Origin of the sequence: Brevundimonas sp. AAP58 (assembly GCF_001295975.1) — a bacterium.
Lineage (GTDB): Bacteria > Pseudomonadota > Alphaproteobacteria > Caulobacterales > Caulobacteraceae > Brevundimonas.
Genome location: NZ_LJHU01000128.1, coordinates 1 through 13,094, shown reverse-complemented (window position 1 = coordinate 13,094; position 13,094 = coordinate 1). Strand labels below are relative to the sequence as shown.

Below are 13,094 nucleotides of genomic sequence, written 5' to 3'. Positions count from 1 at the left end.
CGGATCGACGCGGACCGACAGGGTACGAAAAGGGCGGCCCCGTCGCCGGGACCGCCCTCCATTCCGATCATCCCGGACTTGATCCGGGACAGCGATCACTCGCTCTCGGCCAGCTCCAGTTGCAGGTCCGCCGGCAGGGGCTCGACCGCCGCTTCGCGGGTCGAGGTCAGCTCGGCGTCGCGCTGGTTGGCGATCTTCTGCAGCGACCGCAGATAGGCCCCCGTGCCCGCCGGGATCAGGCGGCCCACGATGACGTTCTCCTTCAGGCCTTCCAGCGTGTCCTTCTTGCCGTTGACCGAGGCGTCGGTGAGAACGCGGGTGGTCTCCTGGAAGGACGCCGCCGAGATGAAGCTGCGGGTCTGCAAGCTGGCCTTGGTGATCCCGAGCAGGACGGGCTGCACGGTCGCCGGACGGCCCCCACGCTTCTCGACCTTCTCGTTCTCGGCCACGGCCTCGGCGATCTCGACCGTGTCGCCCTTGATGAGCGTGGTCTCGCCCGAGTCGGTGATCTCGACCTTCTGCAGCATCTGGCGAACGATCACCTCGATGTGCTTGTCGTTGATCGGCACGCCCTGCAGTCGATAGACCTCCTGCACCTCGTTCACCAGATACTCGGCCAGCGCCTCGACGCCCTGGATGCGCAGCAGATCGTGCGGATCGGGGTTGCCGTCGATGATGTAGTCGCCCTTCTGGATCAGATCGCCGTCGTGGACGGAGATGTGCTTGCCCTTGGGGATCAGGAACTCGACCGCCTCGCCCTGGTTGCCGTCCGCGTCCGGCTCCGGGGTGATCTTGATGCGGCGTTTGTTCTTGTAGTCGCGACCGAATTCGACGCGGCCGTCCATCTCGGCGATGACCGCGCAATCCTTGGGACGACGGGCCTCGAACAGCTCGGCCACCCTCGGCAGACCGCCGGTGATGTCGCGCGTCTTGGCGCCTTCCGTGGGGATACGGGCCAGGATCTCGCCGGGCTTCACCTCGTCGCCGTTGGCGACCGACAGGATGGCCCCCACCGGCAGCAGGTAACGGGCGTCCGAACCCGAGGCTAACTTGGCGTAGGCGTCCTGGGACGTGATGCCCATGGCCGGACGCAGGTCCGAGCCGCGCGGGCTGGCGCGCCAGTCGATGACGACGCGCTGGGCGATGCCGGTCGCTTCGTCCGTTTCCTCGCGGAACGACAGGCCCTCGGCCAGATCCTCGAAGCGGACGATGCCGCCCACTTCGGTGATGATCGGGGTGGTGTAGGGGTCCCACTCCGCTAGGCGCTGGTTCTTCTTGACCTCTTCGCCGTTCTTGACGCGGATCCGGGCACCGTAAGGCGCCTTGTAGGATTCACGGTCCTTGCCGTCGACGACGACGGTGATGACGACGTTGCGGCTCATGGAGACCAGGTCGCCGTGGGCGGCCGTGACGGTCGGGCCGACGATCTTGGCCGTACCGGCGTTGGTCGCCTCATAGAACGAGGTCTCGGCCACCTGGGCGGTGCCGCCGATGTGGAAGGTCCGCATCGTCAGCTGGGTGCCCGGCTCGCCGATCGACTGGGCGGCGATGACGCCGACCGCTTCGCCGATGTTGACGTTGGTGCCGCGCGCCAGGTCACGACCGTAGCAGTAGGAGCAGATGCCCGCTTCGGCCTCGCAGGTCAGGGCCGACCGGACCTTAACCGACTGGACGCCGGCCGCGTCGATGACCTCGACCTCCTCTTCCTGCAGATAGGTGTCCGCGGGGAACAGGACGTTGTCGGTGCCGGGCTCCTTGATGTCCTCGGCCGCGTAGCGACCCAGGACCCGCTGGCCCAGAGAGACCAGCACGTCGCCGCCTTCGACCACGGCGCGCAGAGTGATGCCGCGCGTCGAGCCGCAGTCGTCCTCGGTGACGATCGAGTCCTGCGCCACGTCCACCAGACGACGGGTCAGGTAACCCGAGTTGGCGGTCTTCAGCGCGGTGTCGGCCAGACCCTTGCGGGCGCCGTGGGTCGAGTTGAAGTACTCGAGCACGGTCAGGCCTTCCTTGAAGTTCGACACGATCGGCGTCTCGATGATCTCGCCGGACGGCTTGGCCATCAGGCCGCGCATGCCGCCCAGCTGCTTCATCTGGGCCTGCGAGCCGCGGGCACCGGAGTTGGCCATCATGAACACCGAGTTGATCTCGGCCGTCCGGCCCGACGCCAGGACGCGAGGCTGGGCGATCTCGCCCATCATCTCGTCGGCGACGCGATCGGTGGCCTTGGCCCAGGCGTCAACGACCTTGTTGTACTTCTCGCCCTTGGTGATCAGGCCGTCGGCGTACTGCTGCTCGTACTCCTCGACCAGGGTGCGGGTGGCGTCGACGATCTCGGTCTTCTTGGCCGGGATGACGATGTCGTCCTTGCCGAAGGAGATGCCCGCCTTGGCCGCCTCGCGGAAGCCCAGGCCCATCATCTGGTCGGCGAAGATGACCGTCGCCTTCTGACCGCAGTGGCGATAGACCTGATCGATCAGGTTGCCGATCTCCTTCTTGGTCAGGTTCTTCTCGAGCAGGCGGTAGCCGATGTTCGGGTTCTTGGGCAGCAGCGCGCCCAGCTTCATCCGGCCCGGCGTGGTGTCGATCACCTTGGTGACCTCGTTGCCGTCCTTGTCCTGCTCGGTCCAGCGCGCCTTGATGCGGGTGTGGAGCGTCACGACGCCGGCGTCGAGCGCCGCGTCGATCTCGCCGATGTTGGCGAACAGCTTGCCCTCGCCGGGCTCACCGTCCTTGACCAGCGACAGGTAGTAGAGGCCGAGCACGATGTCCTGCGACGGCACGATGATCGGCTTGCCGTTCGCGGGCGACAGGATGTTGTTCGTCGACATCATCAGGACGCGCGCTTCCAGCTGGGCCTCGAGGCTCAGCGGGACGTGCACGGCCATCTGGTCGCCGTCGAAGTCGGCGTTGAAGGCGGCGCAGACCAGCGGGTGCAGCTGGATGGCCTTGCCCTCGATCAGCTTGGGCTCGAACGCCTGGATGCCCAGACGGTGCAGCGTCGGCGCCCGGTTCAGCATGACCGGGTGCTCGCGGATGACCTCTTCCAGGATGTCCCAGACCTGCGGCTGCTCGCGTTCGACCATCCGCTTGGACTGCTTGACGGTGCCCGACAGGCCCTTGGCGTCCAGCCGCGCGTAGATGAACGGCTTGAACAGCTCCAGCGCCATCTTCTTGGGCAGGCCGCACTCGTGCAGCTTCAGGTCCGGGCCCACGACGATGACCGAACGACCCGAGTAGTCGACGCGCTTGCCGAGCAGGTTCTGACGGAAGCGGCCCTGCTTGCCCTTCAGCATGTCGGCCAGCGACTTCAGCGGACGCTTGTTGGCCCCCGTGATCACACGACCGCGACGGCCGTTGTCGAACAGGGCGTCGACCGACTCCTGCAGCATCCGCTTCTCGTTGCGGATGATGATGTCCGGCGCCCGCAGCTCCATCAGGCGCTTCAGGCGGTTGTTCCGGTTGATGACCCGGCGATACAGGTCGTTCAGGTCGGACGTGGCGAAGCGGCCGCCGTCCAGCGGCACCAGCGGGCGCAGTTCCGGCGGGATGACCGGCACGACCGTCAGGACCATCCACTCCGGCTTGTTGCCGCTCTCCAGGAAGGCCTCGATCAGCTTCAGGCGCTTGGACGCCTTCTTGGCCTTCATTTCCGACGGGTTGTCGGCCAGCTCGGCGCGGTGCTTCTCGGCCTCGGCGTGCAGGTCGATGCCCATCAGCAGGTTGCGCACGGCCTCGGCGCCGATCTCGGCGGTGAAGCCGTCATCGCCGAACTCGTCCTGGTAGCGATAGAACTCGTCCTCGGTCAGCAGCTGGTTCTGCTTCAGCGGGGTCAGGCCCGGCTCGGTGACGATGTAGTTCTCGAAGTAGAGCACCCGCTCCACGTCCTTCAGCGCCATGTCCAGCATCAGCGAGATGCGGCTCGGCAGCGACTTCAGGAACCAGATGTGGGCGACCGGGCTGGCCAGTTCGATGTGGCCCATCCGCTCGCGGCGGACGCGCGCGAGGGTCACCTCGACCCCGCACTTCTCGCAGATGATGCCCTTGTACTTCATGCGCTTGTACTTGCCGCACAGGCATTCGTAGTCCTTGGTCGGACCAAAGATACGGGCGCAGAACAGGCCGTCACGCTCGGGCTTGAACGTGCGGTAGTTGATGGTTTCCGGCTTCTTGATCTCGCCGAACGACCACGAGCGGATCTTCTCCGGCGAGGCGAGGGCGATCTTGATCTGGTCGAAGGTCGGGGTGACCGGGACCGGGTTGAAGATGTTCAGGACTTCCTGGTTCATCTTGGGTTCCTTGCTGCGGCGAGGAGCCGCGTAAATCATTGAGAGGCTAAAGAGCAGGACGGACCGCCCTCCCCCGCCGGGCGGGAGAGGGCTCGGATCCGGATCAGCTGTTCTCCAGCTCCACGTTCAGGCCCAGCGAGCGCATTTCCTTCACGAGCACGTTGAAGCTCTCCGGAATGCCCGCCTCGAAGCTGTCGTCGCCACGGACGATGGCCTCGTAGACCTTGGTGCGGCCGGCCACGTCGTCGGACTTCACCGTCAGCATTTCCTGCAGGGTGTAGGCCGCGCCGTAGGCTTCCAGCGCCCACACCTCCATCTCGCCGAAGCGCTGGCCGCCGAACTGGGCCTTGCCGCCCAGCGGCTGCTGGGTGACCAGGCTGTACGGCCCGATGGAGCGGGCGTGGATCTTGTCGTCCACCAGGTGGTGCAGCTTCAGCATGTAGATGTAGCCGACCGTGACCGGGCGCTTGAACTGCTCGCCGGTCTGGCCGTCGTACAGGATCGACTGACCCGAACGCTCCAGGCCCGCCTGTTCCAGCAGGTCCTCGATGTCGGAGATGTGCGCGCCGTCGAACACCGGGGTGGCGAAGGGCACGCCCTTGGACAGGTTGCGGGCCAGCTCGACCAGCTCTTCCTCGTCGTCCGGCAGGGGGGTGTCCGCGCCATAGATGTCGGTCAGCCGCTCGATCAGCGCCTTCTTCTGTCCGCCGTTCTGCCAGGCTTCCAGCAGACCCTGGATCTGCTTGCCCAGACCGGCTGCGGCCCAGCCCAGGTGCGTCTCGAAGATCTGGCCGATGTTCATGCGCGAGGGCACGCCCAGCGGGTTCAGAACCAGGTCGACGGAGGTGCCGTCTTCCAGGTGCGGCATGTCCTCGATCGGCAGGATCTTGGAGATGACGCCCTTGTTGCCGTGACGGCCGGCCATCTTGTCGCCGGGCTGAAGCTTGCGCTTCACGGCCACGAAGACCTTGACCATCTTCATCACGCCCGGAGGCAGTTCGTCGCCGCGCTGCAGCTTCTCGACCTTGTCCTCGAAGCGGCGGTCCAGCGCCTTGCGGTTGTCCTCGAACGACTTCTTCATCGCCTCGAGTTCGCCCATCGCCTTCTCGTCATCCAGCGCGATCTGCCACCACAGGCCGCGCGACAGTTCGGCCAGCTTCTCCTCGGTGATCTCGCCGCGGCCCAGGCCCTTGGGACCCGAGACGGCGTTCTTGCCCAGCAGCAGCGGCTTCAGGCGGCCATAGACGTTGCGCTCCAGGATCTTGAGCTCGTCGTCGCGGTCCTTGCCCAGGCGCTCGATCTCGTCGCGCTCGATCGACATGGCGCGCTCGTCCTTGTCGACGCCGTGGCGGTTAAACACGCGCACGTCGACGATGGTGCCGGCGACGCCCGGCGGCAGGCGCAGCGAGGTGTCGCGCACGTCCGAAGCCTTCTCGCCGAAGATGGCGCGCAGCAGCTTCTCTTCCGGGGTCATCGGGCTCTCGCCCTTTGGCGTCACCTTGCCGACCAGGATGTCGCCCGGCTGAACCTCGGCGCCGATGGCCACGATGCCCGCCTCGTCGAGGTTGCGCAGGGCCTCCTCGCCGACGTTGGGGATGTCGCGGGTGATCTCTTCCGGCCCCAGCTTGGTGTCGCGGGCCATCACCTCGAACTCCTCGAGGTGAATCGAGGTGAAGACGTCGTCGCGCACGATGCGCTCCGAAATCAGGATCGAGTCCTCGAAGTTGTAGCCGTTCCACGGCATGAAGGCGACGAGCGCGTTGCGGCCCAGGGCCAGTTCGCCCAGGTCCGTCGACGGACCGTCGGCGATCACGTCGCCCACCTTCACCTCATCGCCCACGCGAACAATCGGGCGCTGGTTGATGCAGGTCGACTGGTTGGAACGCTGGAACTTCGACAGGCGATAGATGTCGACGCCCGAGCGCCCGGCTTCCAGGTCGCCGGTGGCGCGCACCACGATCCGGGTCCCGTCGATCTGCTCGACCACGCCGTCGCGACGGGCCACGACCACGGCACCCGAGTCACGGGCCACCACGGCTTCCATGCCCGTGCCGACCAGCGGCGCGTCGGACTGGACCAGCGGCACGGCCTGACGCTGCATGTTGGCGCCCATCAGCGCGCGGTTGGCGTCGTCGTTCTCCAGGAAGGGGATCAGGGCCGCGGCCACCGACACCACCTGCTTGGGCGACACGTCCATCATGTCGACGTCGGCCTTGGTCAGCAGCTGGGATTCGCCGTTGATCCGGCCGGGGACCAGGTCCTCGACGATCTCGCCGTCCTCCAGACGGATGTTGGCCTGGGCGATGGTGTACTTCGCCTCTTCCATCGCCGAGATGTAGATCACCTCGTCGGTGGCCTTGCCGTCCTTCACCCGGCGGTACGGGCTCTCGATGAAGCCGTACTTGTTGACCCGGGCGTGGGTGGCCAGCGAGTTGATCAGGCCGATGTTCGGGCCTTCCGGCGTCTCGATCGGGCAGATGCGGCCATAGTGGGTCGGGTGCACGTCGCGCACCTCGAAGCCGGCGCGCTCACGCGTCAGACCGCCCGGCCCCAGCGCCGACAGACGACGCTTGTGCGTGATCTCCGACAGCGGGTTGGTCTGGTCCATGAACTGCGACAGCTGCGAAGAGCCGAAGAACTCGCGCACCGAGGCCGCCGCCGGCTTGGCGTTGATCAGGTCGTGCGGCATGACCGTGTCGATATCGACCGAGCTCATGCGCTCCTTGATGGCGCGCTCCATGCGCAGCAGGCCGACGCGGTACTGGTTTTCCAGCAGTTCGCCGACCGAGCGCACCCGGCGGTTGCCCAGGTTGTCGATGTCGTCGATCTCGCCGCGACCGTCCTTCAGGCCGACCAGGATCTGCAGGACCTTCAGCACGTCTTCCTTGCGGAGCACGCGGATCTCGTCGGAGACCTCCGGCGTTTCCAGACGCATGTTCATCTTGACCCGGCCCACGGCCGACAGGTCGTAGCGTTCCGAGTCGAAGAACAGCGAGTTGAACATGGCCTCGGCCGCTTCCGGCGTCGGCGGCTCGCCCGGGCGCATCACGCGATAGACGTCGAACAGCGCGTCCTCGCGGCCGGTGTTCTTGTCCACCCGGAGGGTGTTGCGCATGTAGGCACCGACCGTGACGTGGTCGATGTCCAGCACGTCGATGGTGGTGAAGCCCTTCTCTTCCAGAAGGTTGATCGTGGCCTGGTCCAGCTCGTCGCCGGCCTCGGCATAGATCTCGCCGGTTTCGTAGTTGACCGCGTCGGCCGCCAGATAGCGGGTCACCAGCGCATCGGCCGCCAGCGACAGCGCCTTGGTCGTCTCGCCCAGCTTCTTGGCCGCGCGCGCCGAGATCTTGTGACCGGCCTGGGCGACGATCTCGCCCGTGTCGGCGTCGATCAGGTCGAACTCGGGCTTCACCCCGCGCCAACGCTCGGGCTTGTAGGGCGTGACCCAGCCTTCGCCGCGCTTTTCATAGGGCACGGTCTCGTAGAAGGTCCGCAGGATCTCCTCGCCGTCCATGCCGAGCGCATACAGGAACGTCGTCGCCGGCAGCTTGCGGCGACGGTCGATGCGGACGAACACCAGGTCCTTGGCGTCGAACTCGAAATCGAGCCACGAGCCGCGGTACGGGATCACCCGCGCGGCGAACAGCAACTTGCCCGAGCTGTGCGTCTTGCCCTTGTCGTGGTCGAAGAAGACACCCGGCGAACGGTGCATCTGGGACACGATCACCCGCTCGGTCCCGTTGACGATGAAGGTGCCCTTGTCCGTCATGAGCGGGATGTCGCCCATGTAGACGTCCTGCTCCTTGATGTCCTTGACCGAGCGCGCGCCGGTCTCCTCGTCGGCCTCGAACACGATCAGGCGCAGCTTGACCTTGAGCGGCGCGGCATAGGTCATGTCGCGCTGGATGCACTCCTCGACGTCGTACTTCGGGTCCTCGAACTCATAGGAGACGTATTCGAGGATGGCGCGTTCGTTGAAATCCTTGATCGGGAACACCGACTTGAAGACGGCCTCGATGCCCTCGTCGCGGCGCTGTCCGGGGCGGACCTCGCGCTGCAGGAACTGCTCGTAGGAGGCGCGCTGCACCTCGATCAGGTTCGGCATCGCCACGGCTTCGGGGATGCGCCCGAAGGACTTGCGGATGCGCTTCTTACCGGTGAAGGTCGTGGCCGAGGCGATCTGACCGTTGATGGCGAGACCGTTCAGGACGTCAGTCATTCTGTTTTCCCATGTCGCGCAGCCGGGGAGACGCGCGTGAAATGCGGCGGCACGAGACGCCGGGCGGCGTCCCGTGACAGGAGTTTCGACCTCCACCCTCGACGCCCGGGGGAGCGCCAGGAGGTCTGAAATCATTGAAGCTCCTGGGAGAGGAGCCACGCCTTCGCTCGGTCGGAGGGCGACGGACCGGGCCTCGGCGCTTTCGCGCAGACTCATGGGGAGTTTTGCGGAGCCGGCACATATACGCGCTTCGTCGGCGAAATAAAGGGCCTGTGGAGAAATCTGCAGCGATCCCGTCGATTCTCCTCCCCCTCGCGCGTCTCAACGATATCGCTAAGGTTCGGATCGTCCGAGCCGCGATCCTTAAACCGGAGACCGAGATGCACTACGCCCTTCTGATCCACGAACCCGAGGCCGAGTCCTATCCCGACGGCGAGAGCGGCCAGGCCTGGCTCGACATCCTCGCCGCCCACACCGCCTACGGTCAGGAGATGGGCGCCGCCGGCGTCTTCGTCGGAGGCGCGGGCCTGAAGCGCACCGACGCCGCCACCACCGTCCGCGTCACGCCGCAGGGCCGCACGGTCCACGACGGCCCCTACGCCGAAACGCGCGAACAGCTGGGCGGCCTCTACATGATCGACGTGCCGGACCTCGACGCCGCCATCGAGTGGGCCAAGAAGCTGCCGATCGCCAGGACCGGCTCCATCGAGATCCGCCCCATGCTGCCCCCGCCCCCGCAGGGCTGATCCTTCCCGGTGAGCCGCCCGAGGGACGGCTCGGGCACGTCGGCGCCGGATTCTTCACCCAGGCTGTCGATTCCCGCCCCCTTCGCGCGTCTCACCGGTATCGCCAAGGTTCGGATCGTCCGGGCCGCGATCCAAAACGGGGAACCGACATGCACTACGCCCTGCTCATTCACGAGAACTATCCCGAGGCCTATCCCGACGGCGAGACGGGCAATGCCTGGCAGGACATCTTCCACGCCCACATCGCGTACGGCGGCGAACTGGCCCAGGCCGGGGTCATCATCGGCGGAGCAGGCCTGAGGCATTACAGCACCGCCACTACCGTCCGCGTCACGCCCGAGGGCCGCACCGTCCACGACGGCCCCTTCGCCGAGACCCGCGAGCAGCTGGGCGGGCTCTACATGATCGACGTGCCGGACGTCGACGCCGCCATCGAATGGGCCAAGAAGCTGCCGATCTCGAAGAACGGCTCCATCGAGATCCGGCCCATGCTGCCTCCGCCCCCGCAGGGCTGATCCGCCCGGTGAGCCGTCTCCTCGACCAGACGTTCCGGGACGCCGGCGGCCGGGTGGTCTCCGCCCTCGCCGCCGCCTTCCGCGATCTCAATCTGGCCGAGGAGGCCTTCGCCGAGGCCTGCTCGCGCGCGGCGGAGAAATGGGGCGACGCCCCGCCCGCCGATCCCGCCGCCTGGCTCTACGCCGTCGCCCGGCGCTGGGCGCTCGACCGCTTCCGCCGCCGCGCCACCGCCGCCGCCTACCGCCCCGACGACGCCCCGCCCGAACCGACGCCCGAGGACCACGTCATGGCTCTGGACGAGCCCATCCCCGACGAGCGCCTAAGACTGATCTTCGTCTGCTGCCATCCGGCGGTCAGCCCCGACGCGCGCGCGGCGCTGACGCTGCGCACCGTCTGCGGCCTGTCCACCGCGGAGGTCGCCACCGCCTTCCTGACGCCCGAGGCCACGCTCGCCCAACGTCTGGTCCGCGCCAAGAAGAAGATCGCCGAGGCCGGCATCCCCTACGAGGTCCCCTCCCCCGACCGCTGGCCCGAGCGCATGGACGCGGTCCTGTCCACGCTGGAGGTCGCCTACGCCCAGGCCCACGCCGACGCCGCCGGCGCCGGCCCCCACGCGGACTATGCCGACGAGATGCTCAAGCTGACGGGCCTGCTCGCCCGTCTCGCGCCGGACGATTCCGAAGCCCAGGCGTTGGCCGCCACCGTCCGTTTCGCCGAGGCCCGCCGTCCCGCCCGCCTGGACGCCTCGGGGGCCATGATTCCCCTGACTGACCAGGATCCGGCCGAGTGGGACCAGGGTCTGCTCGCCGAGGCTGAAGCCTGCCTGGCCGCGTCCGCCCGGCTGTCCATATCGCGCCGAACCCCACCCGGCCCCCGGGCCTTGCAGGCCGCCATTCATGGCGCACACGCCGACCGGCGACGGACAGGCTTGATCGATTGGCGCGCCATACTGGATCTTTACGATGCGCTTCTGGCGCAGCGCCGGGATCTCGTCGTCGAAGTCAACCGGGCCGTGGCCCTTGCGGAAGTCGAAGGCCCGGCGTCCGCGATGGACGTGCTGAACCATATGGCCGGTTCGGGTTGGCTGCCCTATCACGCGGCAAAGGCGGATCTTCTACGACGGCTGGGCGATTCAGAAGGTGCGCTCACGGAATACGGAATGGCGCTGGGACTGGGACCCGCTCCAGCTGAAGCCCGCTTCATCCGCGCACGACAGGTGAGCCTGCAGGGTTCTTGAGGGCGTCACGCCCCTCATCACTGGCTCGCCTCTTCAGACGGAGAAGCCTCGTCGTCATCGACGGGTAGAACATAGGCCCCGGTCAGCCAGCGCTGGAGATCGACGTCGGCGCAACGCCGGGAGCAGAAGGGCCTGTAGTCCGGATGGGTCGGGTTCTTGCGGCAGATCGGGCAGGCGGACATGACGCTCAGGCTTCCTGGATGTCGGCGCGGCCCAAGGCGACAGCCGGGTCGGCGACGACAGCGACGCGCGGACCGAGACGGGCGGCGAGCGGGCCAGCGATGGCGGCCTCCTCGGGATGACAGCGGGCGGTGAAGCGGGGGGTGGCCTTGTCCTGCAGCACCCGCATGCGCAGGCTACGGACCGTGTTGATCGCGGCGGTGGTCAGGACCTGGCTACCGGCCCAGCCGCGCAGGCGCTCCTCGATGGGCGTGCGCCGCCATGGCAGGGCCAGTTGCAGCACGCCGAAGCGGTTCAGCGGGCCGAAGACGGCTTCGGGCTCGTCGAAGGCCGTGCGGGCGGCGGCGGCGATGGCGTCGGCATCCAGACGCGTCCCGACGAGGTCGATGGCCACCAGTCCGCCCCAGCTCTTGAGCCGGATCAGGCGGGCGGCGTGACGCAGGCCTTCCAGATTGGCCCGGAGGCGACCTCTCTTCGCGTCCCGCCCCGGCAGGTGGGCGTAGTCGATGTCGACGGCGACCAGGGCGCGGGTGCGCTGGACGGCGAGATCGAGGGCGACCTCAGCGAAAAAGTCCCCCTGCCCCATCGCCTTTTCCTCGGCGTCCCAAGACGCCTGGATGGCGGCGGAGCCAGTCTCGACGGGCACGCCGGGGGCGAGGCGGGCGAGCTCTGCGCGAACATCCGGGCCGGGCATCACGAGCCTGGGTGGGCCGTCGGCCGGGCCGATCAGGCGGACCGTCGGCCCCTTCTGCTCGCGAGGCTCCGCGGTGACCTCGACCTCAAGGTGTTCGCCCTCGCGGGGCGCGCGGCCCTGGCCGAACGGCAGGAAGGCGGGACGGCCGGGCGCGCCGAGATCGACGAAGGCGGCGTTGAAGCCAGGTTCGGACTGGGTGACCCGGCCGACAGAGCGGGCCCCGAGGCGGGTCTGGGGCGGATCGTCGTCGCGCTGGATGATCAGCCATTCGATGTGGCCGTCGCGGGCGATGACGCCGCGCGTCTCGCCGGGCGTGTCGTCGAGGAAGACCTCGAGGCTCACGAGGGGTCGGCGATCTGATACCAGCCCGCGCCCGCCAGCAGGTTCACCGTCTCGGGCAGGGGCAGGCCCATGACCGCCGGGTGGCTGCCGACGATGCGGGTCACGAAGGCGGCGGCGGGGCCCTGGATGCCATAGCCGCCCGCCTTGCCCCGCCAGTCGCCGCCCGCGATGTAGGCGGCGATCTCGGCGTCGGACAAGCGCTTGAAGGTGACGCGGGTCTCGACGCAGCGGTGGGTTGTGCGCGCCGCCGTCGCCAGGGCGACGGCCGTGAAGACGCGATGGTTGCGGCCGGACAGCAGACGCAGAAACCGCTCGGCCTCGGCGGCGTCGGCGGGCTTCTCCAGCAGGCGGCGACCGACGGCGACGACCGTGTCGGCCGACAGGACCAACGCGTCTGGATGGCGGCTCAGGACGGCTTCGGCCTTGGCGCGGGCCAGCCGCACGGCCAGGCGCGGAGGCTGTTCGGCCTTCAGAGGCGTTTCGTCGATGTCGGAGGGGTCAATCCGGTCGGGGGTGATCCCGATCAGCGCCAGCAGCTCGATGCGGCGCGGGCTGGCCGAAGCCAGGACGAGTTCGGGCCGGCTCATGCGAGCCGGGCCTTACTTGAAGCGGTAGGTGATGCGGCCCTTGGTCAGGTCGTAGGGCGTCATCTCGACCAGGACCTTGTCGCCGGCCAGGACGCGGATGCGGTTCTTGCGCATCTTGCCGGCGGTGTGGGCTATGATTTCGTGGTCGTTCTCGAGGGTCACCCGGAACGTCGCGTTCGGCAGCAGTTCCGACACCGTGCCGGGAAACTCGAGCAGTTCTTCCTTGGCCATGCGGCCTCCCGCGCCCCGTGAATACGAATCGAGGCTCGCGCCGGGCGGGGACG

General features: G+C 67.6%; 9 protein-coding genes. 3 read left to right on the top strand and 6 right to left on the bottom strand.

Features of this window, described 5'->3' with window-relative positions; genetic code table 11:
• Positions 1-95: 95 nt before the first annotated feature.
• Together rpoC and rpoB are read right to left on the bottom strand one after the other, a co-directional pair.
• Entirely contained in the window at positions 96-4,289 is a 4,194-nt protein-coding gene (gene rpoC, locus IP78_RS14160; protein ID WP_054112327.1) for a DNA-directed RNA polymerase subunit beta', read from the bottom strand.
• Positions 4,290-4,392: 103 nt separating this feature from the next.
• A complete protein-coding gene (gene rpoB / locus IP78_RS14155) occupies positions 4,393-8,508 on the bottom strand; it encodes a DNA-directed RNA polymerase subunit beta (protein WP_054112307.1) in 4,116 nt (1,371 codons plus the stop codon).
• Between the two features lie 380 nt (positions 8,509-8,888).
• On the opposite strand from rpoB, the gene IP78_RS14150 reads away from it, so the two are divergent.
• The 3 genes from IP78_RS14150 (at position 8,889) to IP78_RS14140 (ending at position 11,007) form a co-directional block, all read left to right on the top strand.
• Positions 8,889-9,254, top strand: coding sequence for a YciI family protein (locus IP78_RS14150; protein WP_054112306.1), 366 nt, complete (start codon positions 8,889-8,891; stop codon positions 9,252-9,254).
• 149 nt (positions 9,255-9,403) lie between these two features.
• Positions 9,404-9,769, top strand: coding sequence for a YciI family protein (locus IP78_RS14145; RefSeq protein WP_054112305.1), 366 nt, complete (start codon positions 9,404-9,406; stop codon positions 9,767-9,769).
• Between the two features lie 8 nt (positions 9,770-9,777).
• Positions 9,778-11,007: an RNA polymerase sigma factor gene (locus IP78_RS14140; RefSeq protein WP_054112304.1), complete on the top strand. Its 1,230-nt coding sequence runs from the start codon at positions 9,778-9,780 to the stop codon at positions 11,005-11,007.
• A gap of 17 nt (positions 11,008-11,024) precedes the next feature.
• On the opposite strand, the gene IP78_RS15140 is transcribed toward IP78_RS14140, so the two are convergent.
• Genes IP78_RS15140 through infA form a run of 4 tightly spaced genes read right to left on the bottom strand, consistent with a single transcriptional unit; the run spans position 11,025 to position 13,041 of the window.
• A complete protein-coding gene (locus tag IP78_RS15140; RefSeq protein WP_082385162.1) occupies positions 11,025-11,189 on the bottom strand; it encodes a DNA gyrase inhibitor YacG in 165 nt (54 codons plus the stop codon).
• Between the two features lie 5 nt (positions 11,190-11,194).
• A complete protein-coding gene (locus IP78_RS14135; protein WP_054112303.1) occupies positions 11,195-12,223 on the bottom strand; it encodes a ribonuclease E/G in 1,029 nt (342 codons plus the stop codon).
• Positions 12,220-12,810: a nucleoside triphosphate pyrophosphatase gene (locus IP78_RS14130; RefSeq protein ID WP_054112302.1), complete on the bottom strand. Its 591-nt coding sequence runs from the start codon at positions 12,808-12,810 to the stop codon at positions 12,220-12,222. The genes IP78_RS14135 and IP78_RS14130 overlap by 4 nt, the downstream gene beginning before the upstream one ends.
• A gap of 12 nt (positions 12,811-12,822) precedes the next feature.
• Positions 12,823-13,041, bottom strand: coding sequence for a translation initiation factor IF-1 (gene infA, locus IP78_RS14125; protein ID WP_008261544.1), 219 nt, complete (start codon positions 13,039-13,041; stop codon positions 12,823-12,825).
• Between the last annotated feature and the right edge of the window lie 53 nt (positions 13,042-13,094).

Bases quoted from the DNA above. Each gene is read 5' to 3' on its own strand.
- IP78_RS14150 (WP_054112306.1), top strand. From the start codon at position 8,889: ATGCACTACGCCCTTCTGATCCACGAACCCGAGGCCGAGTCCTATCCC.
- IP78_RS15140 (WP_082385162.1), bottom strand. From the start codon at position 11,189: ATGTCCGCCTGCCCGATCTGCCGCAAGAACCCGACCCATCCGGACTAC.
- rpoB (WP_054112307.1), bottom strand. From the start codon at position 8,508: ATGACTGACGTCCTGAACGGTCTCGCCATCAACGGTCAGATCGCCTCG.
- infA (WP_008261544.1), bottom strand. From the start codon at position 13,041: ATGGCCAAGGAAGAACTGCTCGAGTTTCCCGGCACGGTGTCGGAACTG.
- IP78_RS14130 (WP_054112302.1), bottom strand. From the start codon at position 12,810: ATGAGCCGGCCCGAACTCGTCCTGGCTTCGGCCAGCCCGCGCCGCATC.
- IP78_RS14145 (WP_054112305.1), top strand. From the start codon at position 9,404: ATGCACTACGCCCTGCTCATTCACGAGAACTATCCCGAGGCCTATCCC.
- rpoC (WP_054112327.1), bottom strand. From the start codon at position 4,289: ATGAACCAGGAAGTCCTGAACATCTTCAACCCGGTCCCGGTCACCCCG.